Origin of the sequence: Caballeronia sp. LjRoot34 (genome assembly GCF_964253815.1) — a bacterium.
In the GTDB taxonomy this organism is placed as follows: domain Bacteria; phylum Pseudomonadota; class Gammaproteobacteria; order Burkholderiales; family Burkholderiaceae; genus Caballeronia.
The window spans coordinates 2,498,792-2,516,168 of the sequence record NZ_CAXUSB020000001.1; the positions used below are offsets into that span (position 1 = coordinate 2,498,792).

Genomic DNA, 17,377 nt, shown 5'->3' on the forward strand with positions numbered 1-17,377 from the left:
GCGTCGCCTTCGTCGCTACCGCGCGCCTCAGCGCTTCTTGCGTGGCGGGTGACTCTTGGCCGCCGCCTTCGGGACCGCGCCGCGTTTCTTCGCCACCGCGACGTCCTTGGCGATAGTCGGCGGCAGTGCAGCCGCCGCGGCTGCCTTGCCGGCAGCCTGGGACGCCGCCTTCTTGCCGCCGCGATCGCGCCGCCGGCTATTCACGCTGCTGCCTTCGTCCGACGGGAACGGCCGCACACGCGGTCCAGCGCCCGCACTCGCACCATTTAAGGCCGAGTGCTCGACGGCAGGCGCGGTGGTCCGTCCTGGCGGCTTGACGGGTGTATCGCGGACCAGCCGGAAGTCGATCTTGCGTGAATCCAGATCGACACGGCTGACCTGCACGCGCACCCGGTCCGACATCCGGTAACGAATGCCTGTGCGTTCACCGCGCAGTTCGTTCTTGATCTCGTCGTACTGGAAGTAGTCGGCGCCAAGTTCGGTGATATGCACCAGCCCTTCGATAAACAGCGAATCCAGTTGCACGAAAATGCCGAACGTTGTCACGCCGTTCACCATGCCGCCGTATTCCTCGCCGAGCTTGTCGCGCATGAAATAGCACTTGAGCCAGGCTTCCACGTCGCGCGACGCTTCGTCGGCGCGGCGTTCATTCGACGAACAATGCAGTCCGAGCTCTTCCCAGATCGCGACGTTGTTGCGCTGACGGCTGCGCGATTCGTCGTCGGATTTCTGCATGGCCCGCGCGGCCTTCGTCAGGCCCGTACTGAGCGTGACGTCGTGACCGACCTCGGGCTGATACTTCTTGCCCTGCAAGATGGCGTAGATGGCGCGATGCGTGAGCAAGTCGGGGTATCGGCGAATCGGGCTGGTGAAGTGCGCGTACGCCTCATACGCGAGCCCAAAGTGACCGATGTTGTCCGGACTATAGACAGCCTGCTGCATGGAGCGCAGCACCATGCTCTGCAGCATCTGCGCGTCCGGCCGGTCGCGAACCATTGCCATGAGCGCGGCGTAATCGCTGGCGTGCGGCTTCTCGCCGCCACCCAGCGACAAACCCACGCCACGCAAGAACGCCCGCAGGTTTTCGAGCTTTTCGGGCGTCGGCCCGGCGTGCACGCGATACAGCCCCGGATGTTTGTGGCGCTTGAGGAAGTCGGCGGCGCACACGTTCGCGGCCAGCATGCATTCCTCGATCAACCGATGCGCGTCATTGCGATGCCGCGGCACGATCTGCTCGATCTTGCCCTGCGCATTGCAGACAATGTACGTCTCGGTCGTATCGAAATCGATCGCGCCGCGCTTCTGACGTGCCGCGTGCAGCGACTTATAGACGCCGTACAGGTTCTGCAATTGCGGCAACAGGTCGGCGCGCTTCGCGGCTTCCGGTCCCTTCGTGTTGGTCAGGACCGACGCGACTTCCGTATATGTCAGCCGGGCGGCCGAATGCATCACCGCCGGATAGAACTGGTACGCCTTGATCTCGCCGCGCGCGGTGATCACCATGTCGCAGACGAGCACGCAACGATCCACTTGCGGATTCAGCGAACACAACCCGTTCGATAACTTCTCGGGCAACATTGGAATCACGCGGCGCGGGAAATACACCGACGTGCTGCGATCGAGCGCATCGACATCCAGCGCCTCGTTCGGGCGCACGTAATGCGAGACGTCGGCAATCGCGACCAATAAACGAAAGCCCGTGCCGCGGCCGACCGTCATGGGCTCGCAATACACGGCGTCGTCGAAGTCGCGGGCATCTTCGCCGTCGATAGTGACCAGCGGCACATCGCGCAAATCCACGCGATGCCGGATATCGACGGGACGCACTTCGTCCGGCAGCTTCGAGGCCTGCTCGAGCGCGCGGTCGCTGAACTCGTGCGGCACGCCGTATTTGCGCACCGCGATCTCGATCTCCATGCCCGGATCGTCAATGTCGCCGATCACTTCCGCCACGCGTCCGAGTGGCTGCGAATGGCGGCTCGGGAAGTCGGTGAGATCCACCGACACCACCTGCCCCACTTTCGCTTTCTTCGGATTCTGCGTGATCAGGATGTCGTGGCCGATGCGCTTGTCTTCGGGCACGAGGATCAGCGCGCCGTTCTCGCTGATCAGCCGGCCGATGATCCGTTTGTTCGCACGGTCCGTGACTTCCACGATATGGCCTTCAGGCCGCCCGCGACGGTCATAACCAACGATCCGCGCGAGCACGCGGTCGTTGTGCATGACCTTTTGCATTTCGCCGTTGGGCAGGAACAGGTCGTCCTGGCCGTCGTCGCGAATCAGGAAGCCGAAGCCGTCGCGATGGCCTTGAACGCGGCCGGCGACGAAGTTCGAGGGATGCGTGAGTTGGTAATAGCCGCGTTTGTCGAGACGGACCTGGCCGTCACGCTCCATGGCTCCCAATCGCTTGAAAAATCCCTCGCGCTCCTGGCGCTTGATCGACAGAGCTTCGGCGATGTCGTTCGCGGCGAGCGGAGCCTCGCTCGTGCGCAACACGCCGAGAATTTCTTCGCGGCTCGGAATCGGATACGGATATTTGTTCAAGGGCTTATCGATGATCTCTTCTCGTCTAACTGAATGTCGCGGTTAATGGGGGATTACCCGTCGGCAATCCCATCCCAGCTTTACTTTCCAGCCCCGCCCGGGACTGGATCGGCGCGTTGCCGGGACGTTGCACTTAACGTTGTTCCGGTTCGTTCACGAATAGTTTGCGAACCATTCTAACACCCGCCAACCGGGCCACATCGGCGCAAAAGCCATATGGGCAATGGCTCGGAGCCGCGTTTCAGTTTCGGTCTCAAAATGCTTGACAGCGCGATACGCCCGGCTATAATTGCGTTCTTTGCTGCACACGCACCCTGCCCAGGTGGCGGAATTGGTAGACGCACATGGTTCAGGTCCATGCGCCGCAAGGCGTGGAGGTTCGAGTCCTCTCTTGGGCACCAAGATTCAAGTTCGGAGCAATCCGAAGAAGTCCGGAAAACCCCGTAAATCCTTGTGATTACGGGGTTTTTTGTCTTTTGTGGTCCGAGATGTTCCTGTTATATCCAGCGTTTTTGCGTATACCCGTTTCGTGGGCAAAGTCATGCCCGGATACGTCGAACCGAGGTCGGAATTGGCGTTTCGCAACGCCAAAACGGGGCCGAAGCCTTACCTTCCTGCCGGATGGCCCGGGCCTTTCCCTGCGCATACGTCCGAACGGCGCAAAGACCTGGTTACTCCGATATCGCCGTCCTGGCACTGGGAAAGAAAACTTCCTGAGCCTTGGCCCCTACCCCGACATTAGTTTGATCGAAGCATGGCGTCGCGCCGCCACTGCTCGCGATCTCGTGCGCGAGGGCACCGATCCGGTCGACCAACGACGTGCCGATGTTTCCGCGCGAAAGCGCGCCGCCGACGGGGCCTTCCATCTCGTCGCCAAGGCATGGCTTGAATTCAAGCGCAAAGAGTGGGCAGATGAAACCTACCGCAAGGCCGAATTTGTCCTGCGCGAGTATCTGACGCCGACGCTACGTAACAAGTCGATCTCGACGTTGTCCACCGCGCAGGTCAAACCCATTCTCGAGACGATCGCGGCGAAAGCGCCCGACCTTGCATCGAAGGCGCGTCAGTACGTTGGCGGTATCGTCAGTTACGCCATCCACAATGACCTGCGCGAAGATGGATTACCACTGGCGCTGCGCTGAAGCTCGCGATGCTGACCGGGTTGCGACCCGGCGTCATCGCATCGGCGCCTCAGAGCGAAATTGATCTTGACGCGGCCGAATGGCATATTCCCGGTGAACGCATGAAGATGCGGCATGACCATATCGTTCCACTTCCCCGGCAAGCGCTACTTGAACGGGCGGCATGCCGACGGTTGATCAACCTAACCAGAGTACGCTCGCACAAGCCACTCGCTGATACGCTCACCCGCTGCTTTGAGTATTGTGTCTGAATGACAAGCCGCCAGCCGAGATCGATTTGCTCATACTTGGCGTCGGGTGCTTTCGTGTAGTCAAACGACGTACCGATCAGCAGCACGGGCGTGATGGAATAGTGGCCATCGACCGTACCGGGCGTATGCTCAGGGTTCTGGCGATCTGGCGATGCCGCTTTGCATACGGTATCGTACAAATCTTCGATTTCCCGCACCGACCCTGTCTTGTATTGCCCCCGTTTTGGGCGACCAGTGTGTGACCATCGCTTTTCTCCCAGATCCTGCGCCGCAATACGCTACGCGAATAATTTTAGGCCGCTTCCCGCCGCAACGGCCATCAGCAACGCTTTCGCGCGCAGAGCAATCGCGCGAAAGCGTTGCTGCCTATAATCGCGAATGCTTAACGATCCCTTCAATCTGAATCTACGGCACCTCCAGGCGATGCTGGCGGTTCGCGAGCATGGCAGCGTCAGCGCAGCAGCACACCGGGTCGGGCTGTCGCAACCGGCGCTTACGCAAGCCGTGATGAAACTTGAGCAGCAGTTCGGCTACCCGCTCTTCGAGCGGCGTGCTGACGGCATGCTCGCCACGCCGGTCGGCGAGCAGGTTGCGGAGCGTGTGAATGGCGCGCTCGCTCACTTGGCCGCCGGCGCGCAGGGACTTACGCGCGGCAACGTGCGGCCCGAACGCCGCATGACGATGACCCAGTTGCGGGCGTTTCTTGCGCTCGCCGACGTGGGCAGCTTCGTTGCCGCCGCTACTGCGGCTGGCATGTCGCGCACGGCCGCGCATCGCGCCATCGGTGATCTCGAAGAAGCCGTAGGTGAAGCGCTAGTCGAGCGACGTGGGCGCGGCGTGAGCCTCAATCCCGCCGGTCGGCGTCTTGCCCGCGGCACGCGCCTCGCCGCCGCCGAACTCGCCGCGCTGCTGGTTGAACTCGGCCTGCGTCCGGAAGGTACGCTGATCGGCGTCGGCGTCACGCCAGTCGCGCGCGCCTTCGTCGCTCCCGAAGCAATGGCACGCATGATCGGCGAAGCGGCGCCCGCCACATTCCGCGTCTTCGAGGGCAGTTGGGCCGAGCTCGTCGAGCCGCTGCGCGACGGCGTGGTCGATCTGATCATCGGCGAAGTCCGCAGCTACGAAATCTCCGATCTTGCGCAACGGCCGCTCTACGAAGACCGGCTGATCGTCGTAGGCGGCAGTCATCACCCGCTAGCAGGCCGCGCCGCCATTACGCTCGATATGCTCGCGGCCTATTCGTGGATCGTTGGCCTGCCGAGCTCACCGTTGCGCGGCGCGTGGGAAGAACTCTTCGACGGCCGCACGCCGCCAGCGTGCCCGATCGAGTGCGGCTCAGTAATGATCATCGGCCGGCTGCTCACGAATGGCAATTTCCTCACGTTGCTGAGCCCTGATCAGGCTGCATTGCAGATTCGCAGCGGCCTGCTCGCGCAGATCGGCGCGCCGCTGCCGCATGCCACGTCGACGATCGGTATTACCGCGCGGCGCAGTTGGCGGCCGACCGGCGTCCAGCAGCGCTTCATGGACCTGCTGCAGGACGTGTCGCATCACGCAGATGGGAACCCATCCCACAGAGGTCGGCTCGTCGCCGACTGGGTCTGATTGGCTGCCTCACCCGCTGTCAGCAAGCGCTGCATTTGATCTGCGATAACTAAGCCACAGGCAAACACTCGAAGCGTCAGGGAGTGGCTCGCGAAACATGCCCGGTGCACCGTCCATTTCATGCTGACCTCCGCATCATGGCTGAACATGGTGGAGCGCTTCTCTCCCGACACTACTGTCCAACGTCGGCGCCGTGGCGTGTTCAGTTAGTTCCCCAACTCGTCACCGCGCTCAAGCAGGACGTCGCCGTGTATAAATAAGAAGGATTCCAAACCAATTCGTGCGGGCTGCCAAGGCCAATGACATCTTGCACAAGGTAATTCGCGCCAACGATCACATTGACTCCAGGAAAAACGAAGCACTACCCTACGCCCGAGGTTCTGTGCTGAGTTTTCCGACTGGCCGGCGATGTACCTTCCACGTTCGAAGGCAGACGCTGTCGATAGTAGGCTTGCATAATGGCAATGCCGCCGCCCCCGAAAAGTAGCGGCATAGCCATAAAGTAGAAGATATACGGTGGCTGCCAGCCATTCTGCATTAACAGCCCCGGCAATATGGGTCCAAGAATCGCTCCGCTGCGCCCAATTCCCAGTACCCACCCAAGTCCCGTCGATCGCAAGGCGGGCGGATAGAATGCGATTGTCAATGCAGATACACCCTTCTGGAGCCCGCTCACGCAATAGCCCAAGCAGAAGGCGGCCGGCGCAATCACCACGACGGTCGGTGACAGCAGAGCACCGACGAGAAGAACGAACGCTGCCCCGGCTACAAAGTAGATCGTGACAACGCGCGCGTTTCCGAAACGGTCCATCAGGATTCCGGTAGCAATCGCGGCGATCCCGCCCAGATTCCCGAGCGTGGAGGCAAGAATGGCATCCTGCTGTGAAGCACCTACTTTCACCAATATAAGCGGCATCCAACTTAATACGAAGAAATAGACGATGGCGTTGAAGCTTAATGCCGCCCAGAGTATTAACGTTCCCAAAAGACGCCGGTCGAGGAAAATATCCATGACGCCGCCTGCCTTGACCGCGTCATGATCCCCTGTGATCACGACCTCTTTCAACGCGGTGTGCGGATATAACCGCGACAGAATGTGTTGAACGCGCGCGGGCCCATTGCCGCCACGTCCAAGAAGGAAAATAGGCGCTTCTGGCCACACCAGCAATATCCCTAAAGCGACGATGACCGGCACGATGCCTCCAATGATCATGCCGCCACGCCAACCGTAACTGGATAAGATAGTCCACGCGGTCGCACCCGCTACCATAAAGCCGCTAGTCGTCCCGAGATACATCATCGCAATCAGAGTCGAACGACGACGAGCCGGAAAGAATTCGGAAACCAGCGCCAACGCCGGCGGGACCACGCCTCCAAGAGTGAGGCCGACGGCGATTCGAAAGATCAACAGAGTCGTCGCGTCTTTAGCCAGAATCGTTGCAAGATTCAGTGCACCCATTGCCAGCAAACACACGACCACCAGGCGCTTGGCTCCTATTTTCGACGCCACGGGTGCGAGTGCAAGAAAGCCGATCAACATGCCGCTATATCCCGCGGACAATATAGCGCCTTGCCGCGCGGGATCGATGTGCCACTCCTTCACGATCTGCGGCATCAGGTACGAGATGATTTGTAGATCAAAACCTTCGCAAAGAAGGGCTAACGCGCCCATTGCGGCGATCACGATCTGGAAGGTACCGATTGGGCGCTCATCGATAAGACTGGCAACATGCTTCGTCTGTGACATGGTGTCTCCTTGATTGATTTTTTTAACTTTTATCCGGTCAATGCCGCCTATGCCGATGCAATCGGTGAAGCACCGGGGCACTCCGCGGCTTCAGCAAGCATGCGCATGAATCGACGTTCCATCGGTATCGGCCGCCAGGTTTTGCGAGTAGTGATGCCAATTGAGCGCGTAGAGTCCCTTATAAATCCACCTATCTGTGCAAGCCGCTTTGTTTGCAGAGGTAGTTCGACCTGCCTCGGCGAAGCGAGCGTGAGGAAATCGCTCTGTGCAAGCAGATTGATCATGACCATGATTGATCCGCATTCCACGGGAGAGTCCGGGCGCGCTCTATGAGCGAACAGATTCTCCCAATGGAGGCGCAGCGGTGACAGCGGTGGCGCCACAATCCAGGGATAAGCAGCCAGAACATCGAGCGACGGCGCAGGATCCATCGCAAGCGGATGATGGCTTCCACACAGAATGACGACTTGATCATCGGACAATGCCTCCTGCTTCAGGTCGTCCAGATCGTCATTCCGGATTTCACCGATGATCAGATCGATCAGGCCATCCTGAAGCTGATCGACAAGATCCTGCCAATCGCCTTCGGCGACGACGAAGCGTGCCCGTGAATTTTCTCCAATCATCCGCGTGATAGCTCTCGGTACGATGGTTGGGCGCGCGACCGGGAGGGCCCCGAAAGAAATTGTCGCGAGATGTTCGTCATCGCGCATTTCCCCCACCATCGCACGCAGTTCACCTGCTGCGAGGCGGAAACCCCGAACCAGCCGGTTGCCGGAAAAACTCAATAGCGTCCCCCGGCCACGACGATCAAGGAGATGCTTGTCCAACTTTCTTTCAAGGTCACCGACCGAGCGGTGCACCGAACTCGGGGAGAGTTTGGCCGCCTCAGCCGCCGTAGCGAAAGTTCCTGTTTCCGCCAGCGCCATTAGCGCACGAATATGCGTCATCGTGACCGCCCGCGCGGGATGCTCGATGCTACGTTGTGATTTGCTGACCGCGTCATCGAGATGTCGTAACGCAGCGCCTATGCGCTGCAGCGCCAATTTACCCTCTGGCGTGACATCTACCCCATCACTTTGGCGTTCGAATAACACGCATTCGAGCTGACGCTCGATCTTGGCGATACCCTGTGTAAGGGCCGACTGCGATAGGCACGCAATACGCGCTGCCGCACTGATGCTGCCGCACTCCTGCACGGTGACGAGCGCGCGCAGATGACGCAAGTTAAGGTCGAACGGATTGGCAATCACGGGCGCTGATTTTGCTCAGCGCATATGGAGACCGCCGTTGACATCGATAGTGGCCCCCACAATGAACCCGCCTCGCTCAGAAGCGAGTAGCGAAACTGCCGCCGCGATCTCTGATGGCTCCGCGAATCGCCCGACCGGAACCTGCTTGCTGATCTCGTCGATCAGATGAGCCAGGCGCTCCTTTGCACTGGCGACGGGCCCCGGCGATACGGCATTGACGGTTACGCCCGTCCCGGCGAGTTGACGCGCAAAGTACCGTGTCAATGTTGTCGCTCCGCCTTTGGCGGCTGCATAGTGCGGCGACGCGACCGTCCCGCCATTGTGCGAGGCGAGCGACGTTATGTTCACGATTCGCCCGTAATTCCGGGATTTCATATACTTCGAGAAGATCTGGCAACTGAGAAACACGCTACGCATATTGATGGCTACGATCTCATCGAACTCCTCAGGCGTTATCTCCTCGACGGGTGTCCGTTTAGCATAGCCAGCATTGTTCACTACAATATCCAGCTTGCTCCAACGCTCGATCACCAAAGCGAGCGCATGCTCGAAGTCCTGCTTTTCACGGACATCCAGCTTGAACGCCATGGCCGTTTCACCGCTTGGATCAAGCTCTTTCGCCACAGCTTGGGCATTGCCGGGATCCAGATCGGTTACGGCAATCATCGCGCCCCCATCGTGGAGTTCGCGCGCGATCGCTGCTCCAATTCCGCGCCCGGCGCCTGTTACCAGTGCAACCCGGCCGTTAAAAGAAATACCGGATCTGTCGTGTTCAAGCTTGATCATGCTATTTGCCTCCGCAATTTTTTTGCCCCGAAAGCACCCGAAACTTCACGCCTGAGCCTGGTGCTTGAGATCAGATGGAAGCGCAAGGTGGAATCGCTCCGACATCGCGCTTCGTTCTCAATGAAAAGACGTGATGCCTGGCAAATCAGTCAGTCAGTTCCACATTACTGGAAGGCCAGCGATGTGCTTTTTCGAGTTCGGCTTTGTAAGCGTCCGCAAACCCGGTAGCAGCATCCGCCCAGAAGGCCCCCGAACGAGCGCCGAAGTACACGTCCGGTGTTGAGACGCCGGGTGCCGCGGCCTGATTTTCACGGAAATTGTGTAGTGCCTTTGTCAGACTTCGGCGGACAAAGGCGATCATCTGATCCGTTGGAGCCAAATGCTCAAAAGAGTGGTCGGTAATAGGACCCATGCTTTCGGTAATCGCCTGGTCCTGCATTGACGGATTGTCGATGCCCGTAAAATGGATCATATTGCGCTGAGCTTCGCGATCAATACCCCAATCGTTGTGATATCCATCGACAGGTAGCCAGCGGTCGTACCAGCCGGTCCCATTCGGCTTGCGCCTGATCTTCTCGTACATCGCTTCTCCATTCTTCAGTTTGGTCGTGAAGAATGGATTGCCCTCGTCAACACCGCCGGTTATGTCGAAAAGCATGACATGCGTGTCGTCCATCGGCACCCATGCCCGTGCGATCGCGCGGGTTGAAAACAGGACGTTCGGCGTCATCGTCCAGAAAGGGAACATGAAATGGGCTGCGCGCCATGACATGCGGCCGTCCTCAGCCGGACGATAAGCGCCGTACATCGCGCCCCACTCCGCGGTTTGCACGCGATATTCCGGCGCTCTGTTGAGAACGGTGGGGCGCAAAGGCGAGTCCTCTGGAAGATCTTCGGGTTGCAACGCGCCAACATGCAGGAATCCTACATGACTGGTATCGATGTCTCCTTCGAGTGCCTGCAACCAGTTGCATTGCCGTTGCAGGCACCAGATCTTGCTGTCGGGAATCAGGTTCGCCTCGATCTCCGGGAGACGCGGCGGGTTCTTCTGATCTTCACCCATATAAACCCAAACCAGTCCATTTCGCTCAGTGGCTTTGTAGGCACGAGCATGAACCTTCTCCTTGAAATCGAGCCGATCCGGCACGCTTGGCATATCGACACAATTGCCGTCTACGTCGAACTTCCATCCGTGATAGACACAGCGAATCCCATTTTCTTCGTTACGACCGACGAATAACGACGCACAACGGTGAGGACACCGATGATCCAATACACCGACCCGTCCTGAACTATCCCGGAAGGCGATCAGCTTCTCGCCGAGGATCATCAGCCTGACCGGATCGCCATCTGCCTTGACCTCGGTCGATAGCGCCGCCGGGAGCCAGTATTGACGCATGAATGTCCCCATGGGGGTTCCAGGTCCTACACGTAAGAGATCGCCAATGTCTGTCTTGTTCATGAATAGATGTTCCTTGGTCCAGTAATACGGGACAAGAACTGGAGAAGATTCCCGCCCCCCTTGTGAATGCACCGATTCTAGGAGCAGGTTCGTTGGTTGACCTATTAGAACGGTGATGTGGGTATTAGCGCAGCGGAACGAACGGTTCGGTTCGCGTCAGGCAAGCCGTTGAAAAGATTGACGTTGCTTATTCGTAAGTCATACGCGGACGCCATGTCATTTGACGGCTATGACGCGAGTTCGACATCGCGCACATTGATGCGCTACAGCACATCGTTGAAAAACGCATCCGGTTTGTCGTAGGGGTTGTCCTCAGGATTGACAGCATGAATCGTGCATCGCTACGATTGGTCCCACCAATTATGGTGGTCCAATTTGATGGAACCAATTTCAATTTCGTGCCATCGATTGGGTACCACGCCTAAATACAAATTCGGTTCGGAGATATGGAGACACAATGAAGAAACCTATGCTGGTGGCGATGGCGATCGCCGGCACAGCCGCTTCGGCGGCGCACGCGCAGAGTTCTGTCACGCTGTATGGCCTGATCGACCAAGGGTTCAACTACGTCAGCAACGTTCAGACGGGCCGCACCGGCGGTCAGCTTGCAGGCAAGCAGCAATATGCGATGTCGGACGGGGCGACCGGGATTGGCGGCAGCCGCTGGGGACTGCGCGGGAGCGAAGATCTGGGCAGCGGACTGCGGGCGATCTTCACGTTGGAAAATGGCTTCAACATCGACACCGGGGGGCTTGCTCAAGGCGGACTCGAGTTCGGCAGGCAGGCATTTGTTGGCCTCGCGAATCCCGTTGGACAAGTGACCGTCGGCCGGCAATACAGCATTGTCAGCGACATGCTCGCACCGGTCTCCGAAGCGGGCGAAATACCCGGCCACATGGGCGCAAACCCCGACGATTTCGACGATCTCGGTCACTCGATACGCATCAACAACGCGATCAAATTCAAGAGTACGCCGTATGCCGGCGTGACGCTCGGCGGCATGTATGCGGTGGGTGGTGTAGCGGGTGCGACGGGCCGCAACCAGGTTTGGGCACTCGCCGCTTCGTACGCGCAGGGACCATTCGCCGCGGCCGCGGGCTACCTGAATGCGCGCGACCCGAACCTGTCGTACTTCGGCACGAACGGCAATTCGGGCAACAACACCACCGACAACCTCGGCTCCTCCGGTTCAGCCACCGCCGCCCAGTCGAACCCGATCTACGCAGGCTTTGCATCGGCCGCCACCCTGCAACTGCTGGTCGCGGGCGCGAAGTATCACTTCGGCGCCGCGAGTATCGGTGCAACCTACTCTCATGCGGGTTTCGACGGCCTCGGCGACACCAGCGCAGGACCCAACTCGCTGCACTATGCAGGCAGCGCCGTCCTCAACAACGGTGAAATCAACGCGACCTATGCGTTCACGCCGGCTTTCAGCGTGAACGCCGCGTATAGCTATACGCGCAAGGCGAGCGTCGGCGCATATGGTGGTGCGACCTACCACCAGGGCACGTTGTCGAGTGCGTACTTCCTGTCAAAGCGTACGGAGTTGTACGCGCTCGCGATCTATCAGAAGGCGAGCGGGACGGATTCGCTTGGTCAGAGCGCCGTCGCGTCGATCACGCAACTGACTCCCTCTTCAAACGACCATCAGTTGCTCGTGCGTCTCGGTATCGTGCATACGTTCTGATTCGCAGACCTGGCAAGCACGAAAAAAAGGTCGGCTCGTTTCAAGCCGACCTTTTCTTCTGTTATGCGAGCGGTATTGCGTGCATGTCTTACTTCGTTTTGCGTGCCCGTTTGACTTCGACGGGCTGCTCGTCACCGAGAATCTCGTTCCACGATTCGACAGCACGCGTGAAATGCGTTTCCATCAGCACGGTGGCTTTTTTCACGTCGCGCTTCTTCACCGCTTCGTAAATCTTCACATGCTGCATCGCCGAGATCGCACCTCGCTCCGGATCGGCAAACAGCGCAAAGCGGCGACTTTCCGAAATACGGTAGAACGAACTGAGCAAGTGCACCAGCACTTCGTTGTGCGTACAACGTGCAAGCGCCATGTGGAAGGCCGTGTCCTGCACCGAAATGTTGCCCTTGTTCGACAGTACTGCCTGCGTCGCGTTTATCACGGACGCGAGGATGTCCAGATCCGGCGGAGTGCGGCGCTCGCACGCCAGTTGCACTGCGCGCATCTCGAGCGCCCAGCGTACTTCAAGCGTCTCCTTGACCTCTTTCATCGACGGCTCGGAGCCCATCTCGGTCAGCAGCACAATGGTTTCGAAGCTGCTGTCGGTGGACATGCGGCGCAAGTAGATGCCGGAATTCGGGCGTGATTCGACGACCCGCAGGGCGCTTAGCGTCGAAAGCGCTTCGCGCAACGCGTTGCGACCCACGCCGAAGCGCTCCGCAAGCGCGCGCTCGGACGGCAGACGCTCGCCGCTCTCGTAGCCACGCTCCTTGAAAAACGCCAGCATCTTGCCGACGAGCTCCGAACGTGAGGTCGATTCGCGTGCAACGGGAGGCGTTAGTTCCATGTCACCAAAAAGGATAAAGTCGCAATGACGGTAGCGAAAGATTATACAGACAGCCTCCTTCCGTCAGCCCCGAAGTTTTCATGCCGAAAGCCGCCATTGCAGCAGGCTGTAAGGCGTCGTCGCATCGGCATGATGTTCGAACACCCCGGTCACCGCCGCGCCAATTTCGACGCGCTGATGCGGGTCACCAAGCAGATTGCCGAGCATCCGCACGTTACCGGCATGTTCCAGCTCAACCAGTATCACCAGGTAGGGCACCGCCTGCGCGAGCGCCGGATGCGATGGATGCCAGACGCGCTCCCAACTAAATATGCGCCCGTACGGCGCTACGTCATGCCACGCGGGATCAAAGGCGTGACATGCATGGCACAGCCACTCCGGGCCGAATTGCCACGTATCGCAGCGCGTACAACGCTGTACGCGCAGCTTCTCTTCGCGCAGCCCTTCCCAATAAGGCGCAGACAGGCCGTCCGATTCAGGCTCCGGCGCAGGCAGTCCGGCGGGCAGATACCCCGGCGATGGCGATAACGAGTTCATAACACGGCCTCCGATCCGAACAGAAGACTGCTTGCCGGCGCCACCATCGGGCCACCGATCACCAGCGCCACGTCGTGTCGCGCAGCCTGGCTGGTCGACTCGCCGCGCACCTGGCGCGCCGCCTCGATCACCAGCTCGAAGCCGTGCACATAACATTCGCCGAGATTGCCGCCACTCGTGTTGAGCGGCAGCTTGCCCGACGGCGCGACGAGATTCTCCGGCGTCAGGAAATCGTTGGCTTCATCGGGACGGAAGAAACCGTGCTCGCTTAGCGCCATCGCCACGCCTCCGGTGAAATTCTCATAACTCTGCACCACGCCGACGTCTGCCGGGCTCACCCGCGCCATCCGGTACAGGTCGCTCGCGACGCCGCTGTAGTTGGCGCTTGCATAGTGGGGCGCATTGTGCGGCGAGGCCGCTGCCCGCCAGTCGGCGCCGCTCGCTGCGCCGAGCAGATACACTGGCCGATGTGGGAAATCTTTCGCACGTTCGGCGGCCACCAGTAGCACAGCGCCCGCGCCGTCATTCTCCATACAGCAATCGAACAAACGAAACGGCTCGACGATCCAGCGCGATGCATCGTATGCGTCCGCGGAGAGCGGCTTGCCGGCCATCACCGCGCGCGGGTTGGCCTGTGCATGCTGGTAAGACGCGAGCGCGATCGCACGCAACGCCTCCCGGCCCACGCCATGCTCGTGCATGAAGCGCTGCACTTTCATTGCGAATTTCTGCGGCGGCGCGAGTACGCCGTACGGCATCTGATACGCCATATCGCCGGAGATCGTCGTGCGAGGCGCAGCTTGGCCGAAGCGGCCGAACTGCCCCTGTGCGAGCCCGCGATAGACGAGCACACACTGCGCCATGCCGCTCGCGATAGCGGCCGCACCGTTGGCGACTGCGGCGGCGCATCCACCGCCTCCGCCGCCCCATTGCATCGTTGCCGAGCGCAAGCGCTTCACCCCGAGCGCGGTGGCCACGCGCACCGCGTCGTTACGATCGTCGGCGAACGACGCGAAGCCGTCGATGTCTGCCGGATCAATGCCGGCATCCCTGCACGCCGCCAGGATCGCCTTGAGCAGCAGCTTGAACTCCGGGTCCGGCGCGCGGCCGACGCGGTAGTACTCGCTCTCGCCGACGCCGACCACCGCGACCGTGCCGCGCAGCGTCCGTTCGCTCATAACGAGGACGCCTCTGTGTGCCCCTCGGCAGCAGCCAGCGGCTGCTGGCTGCTGTAGACGGCGCCGCTTTGCAGCAACGCATTCACACGATCGTCAGGATACCCAAGCACACCGGTAAGAATCGCACGGCTGTGCTCACCGACGCGCGGCGCAGGCGACGGATCGGCGATCGGCGTCTCGCTGAAGCGGAACGGCAAGTTGATGTTCGGCAGCCAACCGAGATCCGGATGCTCGAGACGGCTCACGAGCTTGCGTTCACGCGCTTCTGGCGAGCGCAGCGCCTCGCCGACCGTGCGCACTTCGCCGCACGGAATTGACGCAGCGCGCATGCGCTGCTGCCAGTATGCCCACGGATGGAGAATGAACGCCTCGTCGAGGATGCGAAACAGTTCGTCGCGCCGCGCGATGCGGCCGTTGCGATCCGCGAGCACCGGATCGGCAGCCAGTTCCGGCATCTCCAGCACCTGGACGGCGAGACGATGGAAGATCTTGTTGTTGCCGCAATTGATGTAGAACGCTGTGTCCGACGCCTTGAACACGCCCGACGGACATGTGTCGGGACTGGTGTTGCCGTGGCGGCGGGGCTCCTCGCCGGTGAACAGATGCTGCACCGTCGCGTAGCCGGTCATCAGCACCGCGTTATCAAACAGCGAGACCTCGACCGCCTGGCCCTTGCCCGTGCGTTCACGTGCGACCAGCGCACCAAGGATTGCGTTGCTTGCCATCATCGCCGTGCTGATATCCATCACGGGCGACAGCGCGCGCACGCCGAGCCGGTCCGGATAACCGTTCATCGAGACGAAGCCGCTCTCGGCCTGCGCGATCGGGTCGAAACCGAGCCGGTCCGCGAACGCGCCTTCGCGGCCATACGCAGACACCGAGCAGTAAATGAGTTGCGGATTCAGTTCGCGGCAAGCTTCGTAGCCTAGGCCGAGGCTCTCCATGACACCGGTCGAAAAATTCTCCGCGACGATGTCCGCCGTCGCGACCAGTTCGAGCGCAATGCGCCGCCCTTCTTCGGACTTCAGATCAAGCGCAATGCTGCGTTTGTTGCGGTTCGCCCAGAGATACGGGCCGCCGATGCTGGCGTCCTGCGGATGCGCCGGCGGGTAATAGCGGAATTCGTCACCGCGGCCGGGCGCTTCGACCTTGATGACTTCGGCACCCATGTCGGCGAGCATCATCGTCGCAAACGGTCCGGCGATGAAGTGCGTGAAGTCGACCACGCGGATGCCGGCGAGCGCCTGGGGTGCATTGGCCGGACGCGGTTCGTGCTCGGGAAAATCGTTGATCAGTTTCGACAGCATGGCGTTTCCTTGGTCGATGCGCACGAGGCGCACGTAAATCAGTGGTTTGCGTTCGATCGAAAGATCAGAGATCGAGCACCAGCGTCGGCGACAGCGATCCCGAGCAGCACACCATTACCGCGCGGTTCGCGGCCTTCTCCTCGTCTGTCAGGAAGTCGTCGCGATGGTCCGGCACGCCGTCAATCACACCAGTGCGGCAGGTGCCGCACACTCCTGCCGAGCATGCGTACTGCACGTCGACTCCGTGATCGAGCAGCGTGTCAAGAATCGTCTTGCCGGGCGCCACCTGAATGCGCCTGCCGTCGCTCTTGAGCACCACATCGAAGCCCCCGCCCGTCGCCGATTCACTGGCCGCCGCAAAGCGTTCGAAGTGCACTTTCTCGTGCGGCCGCGACGCGCACGCTGCGATGAATTCATCGACCATGCCGCGCGGCCCGCAGCAATACAGATGCGCATCGGCGGCCGCGCGTTCGACCACGCGGCGCACGTCGAGCCGCCCGCCTTCGGCTTGCAGATGCATCGTGATGCGCGAGTCCGCGGCGCCGATCTGCGCGAGATCGCGGGCATAGGCTGCACGCGAACGCTCGCGAGCGGCATAGTGCAGTTGCCACGACCCGCCGGTACGTTCGAGGCGCCGGATCATCGATACGACTGGCGTGATGCCGATACCGCCGCAGATGAACACCGATTCGCGCGCGTCTTCGGACAGCGGAAAATCATTCATCGGCATGCTGATGGTGAAACGGTCGCCAACCCGGGGCGAGCGATGCATCCACGTGGACCCGCCGCGACCCGCGACCTCGTGCTGCACAGCGATCACATAACGATGCCGCTCATGCGGATCGTTGACGAGCGAATAGCTGCGCACCCGGCTCTCGGGCAGATACAGGTCGATGTGTGCGCCGGCTTCGAACGGCGGCAGGACCGGTGTGTCGATGGGCTGGAATTCATAGGACGCTACGTCGTCCGCTTCAAGACGGATCTGCGTGAGACGGACGTCGATGCGCTCAGCGTTGTGTTGGGACATGAAGGTT

At 60.4% G+C, this 17,377-nt stretch carries 14 protein-coding genes, 1 tRNA gene and 1 pseudogene; 6 read left to right on the forward strand and 10 right to left on the reverse strand.

What is annotated here, in order from left to right; translation table 11 throughout:
• Positions 1–27: 27 nt before the first annotated feature.
• Positions 28–2,544: a ribonuclease R gene (rnr, locus tag ACSQ36_RS11125; RefSeq protein WP_436181935.1), complete on the reverse strand. Its 2,517-nt coding sequence runs from the start codon at positions 2,542–2,544 to the stop codon at positions 28–30.
• Positions 2,545–2,860: 316 nt separating this feature from the next.
• Between rnr and ACSQ36_RS11130 the strand changes: the two genes are divergently transcribed.
• From ACSQ36_RS11130 to ACSQ36_RS11150, 5 genes and pseudogenes are all read left to right on the forward strand, one after another.
• Positions 2,861–2,945: transfer RNA gene (locus tag ACSQ36_RS11130), tRNA-Leu, on the forward strand.
• Positions 2,946–3,032: 87 nt separating this feature from the next.
• Positions 3,033–3,686: an Arm DNA-binding domain-containing protein gene (locus tag ACSQ36_RS11135; protein WP_436181936.1), complete on the forward strand. Its 654-nt coding sequence runs from the start codon at positions 3,033–3,035 to the stop codon at positions 3,684–3,686.
• Between the two features lie 8 nt (positions 3,687–3,694).
• Positions 3,695–3,937 (forward strand): hypothetical protein, encoded by a 243-nt coding sequence (locus tag ACSQ36_RS11140; protein WP_436181937.1) that lies wholly within the window; start codon positions 3,695–3,697, stop codon positions 3,935–3,937.
• Between the two features lie 378 nt (positions 3,938–4,315).
• Positions 4,316–5,542, forward strand: a complete 1,227-nt coding sequence (locus ACSQ36_RS11145) for a LysR family transcriptional regulator (protein WP_436181938.1) — start codon at positions 4,316–4,318, stop codon at positions 5,540–5,542.
• A 29-nt stretch (positions 5,543–5,571) separates the two neighbouring features.
• A pseudogene (locus ACSQ36_RS11150) lies at positions 5,572–5,731 on the forward strand (IS630 family transposase); the annotation flags it as partial.
• Between the two features lie 172 nt (positions 5,732–5,903).
• Here the strand turns inward: ACSQ36_RS11150 and ACSQ36_RS11155 are convergent.
• From ACSQ36_RS11155 to ACSQ36_RS11170, 4 genes are all read right to left on the reverse strand, one after another.
• Positions 5,904–7,289, reverse strand: coding sequence for an MFS transporter (locus ACSQ36_RS11155; protein WP_436181939.1), 1,386 nt, complete (start codon positions 7,287–7,289; stop codon positions 5,904–5,906).
• Between the two features lie 47 nt (positions 7,290–7,336).
• Positions 7,337–8,542 (reverse strand): LysR family transcriptional regulator, encoded by a 1,206-nt coding sequence (locus ACSQ36_RS11160; RefSeq protein ID WP_436181940.1) that lies wholly within the window; start codon positions 8,540–8,542, stop codon positions 7,337–7,339.
• 15 nt (positions 8,543–8,557) lie between these two features.
• Positions 8,558–9,328 carry an SDR family NAD(P)-dependent oxidoreductase gene (locus ACSQ36_RS11165; RefSeq protein ID WP_213761580.1) on the reverse strand — a complete coding sequence of 257 codons (771 nt, stop codon included), beginning with the start codon at positions 9,326–9,328 and terminating at the stop codon, positions 8,558–8,560.
• A gap of 145 nt (positions 9,329–9,473) precedes the next feature.
• Positions 9,474–10,790, reverse strand: coding sequence for a Rieske 2Fe-2S domain-containing protein (locus tag ACSQ36_RS11170; protein ID WP_436181941.1), 1,317 nt, complete (start codon positions 10,788–10,790; stop codon positions 9,474–9,476).
• Positions 10,791–11,247: 457 nt separating this feature from the next.
• Between ACSQ36_RS11170 and ACSQ36_RS11175 the strand changes: the two genes are divergently transcribed.
• A complete protein-coding gene (locus ACSQ36_RS11175; RefSeq protein WP_436181942.1) occupies positions 11,248–12,477 on the forward strand; it encodes a porin in 1,230 nt (409 codons plus the stop codon).
• A gap of 88 nt (positions 12,478–12,565) precedes the next feature.
• Here ACSQ36_RS11175 and ACSQ36_RS11180 read toward each other — a convergent pair whose 3' ends face one another.
• The 5 genes from ACSQ36_RS11180 to ACSQ36_RS11200 form a co-directional block, all read right to left on the reverse strand.
• Positions 12,566–13,321 (reverse strand): FadR/GntR family transcriptional regulator, encoded by a 756-nt coding sequence (locus ACSQ36_RS11180; protein WP_436181943.1) that lies wholly within the window; start codon positions 13,319–13,321, stop codon positions 12,566–12,568.
• A gap of 78 nt (positions 13,322–13,399) precedes the next feature.
• The gene (locus ACSQ36_RS11185; RefSeq protein ID WP_436181944.1) at positions 13,400–13,858 is read right to left on the reverse strand and encodes a Zn-ribbon domain-containing OB-fold protein; all 459 of its coding nucleotides are present in this window, start codon (positions 13,856–13,858) and stop codon (positions 13,400–13,402) included.
• Positions 13,855–15,036 carry a thiolase C-terminal domain-containing protein gene (locus ACSQ36_RS11190; protein ID WP_213761585.1) on the reverse strand — a complete coding sequence of 394 codons (1,182 nt, stop codon included), beginning with the start codon at positions 15,034–15,036 and terminating at the stop codon, positions 13,855–13,857. The genes ACSQ36_RS11185 and ACSQ36_RS11190 overlap by 4 nt, the downstream gene beginning before the upstream one ends.
• Positions 15,033–16,343: a CaiB/BaiF CoA transferase family protein gene (locus ACSQ36_RS11195; RefSeq protein WP_436181945.1), complete on the reverse strand. Its 1,311-nt coding sequence runs from the start codon at positions 16,341–16,343 to the stop codon at positions 15,033–15,035. The genes ACSQ36_RS11190 and ACSQ36_RS11195 overlap by 4 nt, the downstream gene beginning before the upstream one ends.
• Positions 16,344–16,407: 64 nt before the next feature.
• Positions 16,408–17,370: a PDR/VanB family oxidoreductase gene (locus ACSQ36_RS11200; RefSeq protein ID WP_436181946.1), complete on the reverse strand. Its 963-nt coding sequence runs from the start codon at positions 17,368–17,370 to the stop codon at positions 16,408–16,410.
• Positions 17,371–17,377 lie beyond the last annotated feature (7 nt).

Excerpts from the sequence above, each read along its gene's own strand:
- ACSQ36_RS11135 (WP_436181936.1), top strand. The coding sequence starts at position 3,033 with ATGTTCCTGTTATATCCAGCGTTTTTGCGTATACCCGTTTCGTGGGCA.
- ACSQ36_RS11140 (WP_436181937.1), top strand. The coding sequence starts at position 3,695 with ATGCTGACCGGGTTGCGACCCGGCGTCATCGCATCGGCGCCTCAGAGC.
- ACSQ36_RS11145 (WP_436181938.1), top strand. The coding sequence starts at position 4,316 with ATGCTTAACGATCCCTTCAATCTGAATCTACGGCACCTCCAGGCGATG.
- ACSQ36_RS11155 (WP_436181939.1), bottom strand. The coding sequence starts at position 7,289 with ATGTCACAGACGAAGCATGTTGCCAGTCTTATCGATGAGCGCCCAATC.
- ACSQ36_RS11165 (WP_213761580.1), bottom strand. The coding sequence starts at position 9,328 with ATGATCAAGCTTGAACACGACAGATCCGGTATTTCTTTTAACGGCCGG.
- ACSQ36_RS11170 (WP_436181941.1), bottom strand. The coding sequence starts at position 10,790 with ATGAACAAGACAGACATTGGCGATCTCTTACGTGTAGGACCTGGAACC.
- ACSQ36_RS11175 (WP_436181942.1), top strand. The coding sequence starts at position 11,248 with ATGAAGAAACCTATGCTGGTGGCGATGGCGATCGCCGGCACAGCCGCT.
- ACSQ36_RS11180 (WP_436181943.1), bottom strand. The coding sequence starts at position 13,321 with ATGGAACTAACGCCTCCCGTTGCACGCGAATCGACCTCACGTTCGGAG.
- ACSQ36_RS11185 (WP_436181944.1), bottom strand. The coding sequence starts at position 13,858 with ATGAACTCGTTATCGCCATCGCCGGGGTATCTGCCCGCCGGACTGCCT.
- ACSQ36_RS11190 (WP_213761585.1), bottom strand. The coding sequence starts at position 15,036 with ATGAGCGAACGGACGCTGCGCGGCACGGTCGCGGTGGTCGGCGTCGGC.
- ACSQ36_RS11195 (WP_436181945.1), bottom strand. The coding sequence starts at position 16,343 with ATGCTGTCGAAACTGATCAACGATTTTCCCGAGCACGAACCGCGTCCG.
- ACSQ36_RS11200 (WP_436181946.1), bottom strand. The coding sequence starts at position 17,370 with ATGTCCCAACACAACGCTGAGCGCATCGACGTCCGTCTCACGCAGATC.